Origin of the sequence: Collinsella sp. 4_8_47FAA (assembly GCF_000763055.1) — a bacterium.
In the GTDB taxonomy this organism is placed as follows: domain Bacteria; phylum Actinomycetota; class Coriobacteriia; order Coriobacteriales; family Coriobacteriaceae; genus Collinsella.
On sequence record NZ_KN214148.1, the window covers coordinates 1 to 1,788 of the forward strand.

At 58.3% G+C, this 1,788-nt stretch carries 3 protein-coding genes; all 3 read left to right on the forward strand.

Translation table 11 applies throughout. The annotated features are described in order from the left end of the window. The coding region (locus HMPREF9463_RS10150) for a plasmid recombination protein (protein ID WP_035138974.1) at positions 1–1,227 on the forward strand (1,227 nt) is incomplete at its 5' end. A 43-nt stretch (positions 1,228–1,270) separates the two neighbouring features. Then, positions 1,271–1,507, forward strand: a complete 237-nt coding sequence (locus HMPREF9463_RS10155) for a type II toxin-antitoxin system RelB family antitoxin (protein ID WP_035138971.1) — start codon at positions 1,271–1,273, stop codon at positions 1,505–1,507. 59 nt (positions 1,508–1,566) lie between these two features. Next, positions 1,567–1,767, forward strand: coding sequence for a type II toxin-antitoxin system RelE family toxin (locus HMPREF9463_RS10160; protein ID WP_232219802.1), 201 nt, complete (start codon positions 1,567–1,569; stop codon positions 1,765–1,767). Positions 1,768–1,788: the final 21 nt, after the last annotated feature.

Consider the following 1,788-nt stretch of genomic DNA (forward strand, 5'->3'; position numbering starts at 1 on the left):
CACATAGCGAAGTACAAGGCAACCTCGGTCGGGCACATGCTCGCCCACTACAGGCGCGATGCATCCAGCCTGGAGCGTGACAACATCGACCCGAGCCGCGTTAAAAACGACTTGGTTGTCGGGCACTACACGAACAAGGACGGGAAGCTTGTTGTGGGGCGCGTGAGGGCGCGTGAGGGCGAGCCGAACTGGGGCACGGTGGAACGGCGCATAGAGCGCGTGAACGAGGCGCAGAAGACCGCAGGGAAGCGCGCCACGCGCAAGGACGCGGTTGTCATGGCTGACGTTGTCGTGACGCTTCCAGACAACGTGCGGAAGGGCGATGAGGACAGGTTCTTTCGTCTCACGTACTGGTATCTGTCGAACAAGTTCGGCATCGACAACATGATGGGCGGCTACGTCCACAAGGACGAGGTGCTCAAGGACGGCACGCCCGCACGTGACCACATGCACGTGCCGTTCACGCCAATCCTCGATGGGCGATTTAACTACAAGAAGATGTGCCCGCGCTCGTTCTATCAGTCGATGCACAAGGAGCTTGGCGACTACCTCGAAAGGCGTATGGGCTACCGCCCAGCAATCGAGCTTGACGAGGAGACGCGGGCGCAACGTGTCTACACCGACAAGGCTGTTGATATCGACAAGGTGCGCGGTGCGGTCGATAGGGCGGTCGTGCAACCTGCGGAGGACGAAGCGGCGCGAATCGTCGCGGCGGCTAAGGAAGAAGCCGCCGCTTTGCTAAACGAAGCCGAAGCGCGCAAGGCCGATCTTGTGGCACAGATTGCCGACAAGGAGGGTGACCTTGCCGAGCTGGACAACCAACTCGATGATGTGAAACTCGACATTGAAGATGAGCAAGACCGATTGGAGTGCCTTCGGCAACGAGCGGACGGAGTTGCGCGAGACGTTGAGGAGCTTCGACCCATCGCTACCGAGGTTCGGGGCTGGGAAGCTGCGGGAAAAGCTGAGCGCGGCGCAATCCTCGATAACATCGTTGTTAAGTGCGATGGACTCGCGAGCCGCATCAGAGCAGGAGTTGCGGGAATACGAATCAAAGTGGAAGAGCTTAGAAGCCGAATATCGCGCCCGCTCGAATATCTGATGCGCAGGGAACAGCCAAGGCAACAGAGCCTTAATGACGTGCTGCGCGATGCGCAGCGGGCGGCGGATGCGTGGAACCGCGACCACGCTGCACCGCAGAGGACGTATCGCGGGCGGGCTAGATGATGTGTTATAGTATTACCTGTAATACACGACAAGGAGGTGCGACATGGCTACCGCGGTCACATCAATGAGGATTCCAACCGAGTTGAACGAGCGCTACAGCCGTCTTGCGAAGGAGACTGGCAGGTCGAGGAGCTTCTACGTTAACGAAGCCCTGCAAGAAGCTATCGACCGTTTCGAGTACGAGTACGGGATTCTCAAGGATATCGAGGACTATCGTGCTGGCAGGCTTGAGACCTACAGCATCGACGAGGTAAGGGCGCACTGTGGCCTGGCGAATTGATTTCACGAGGAACGCCGACAAGGCGATGCGCAAGCTCGATAAGGGCGTTGCCGCGCGGGGTGTTTGACGAGCTTGACGAGATAGCGAAGCTCGAAGACCCAAGAACGCAGGGGGCAAGGGCATTTGACGGGAAACTTGGCAAGGCGTGTGGCGATTACAGGGTCGGTGACTACCGAATCCTGTGCGACATCAATGACGGCAGGCTCGTCATTCTCGTGGTCGATGTTGCGCATAGACGCGAGGTTTACAAGCGCAGATAAAAAAAAGAAAGCCCAGCAAGC

Excerpts from the sequence above, each read along its gene's own strand:
- HMPREF9463_RS10155 (WP_035138971.1), top strand. The coding sequence starts at position 1,271 with ATGGCTACCGCGGTCACATCAATGAGGATTCCAACCGAGTTGAACGAG.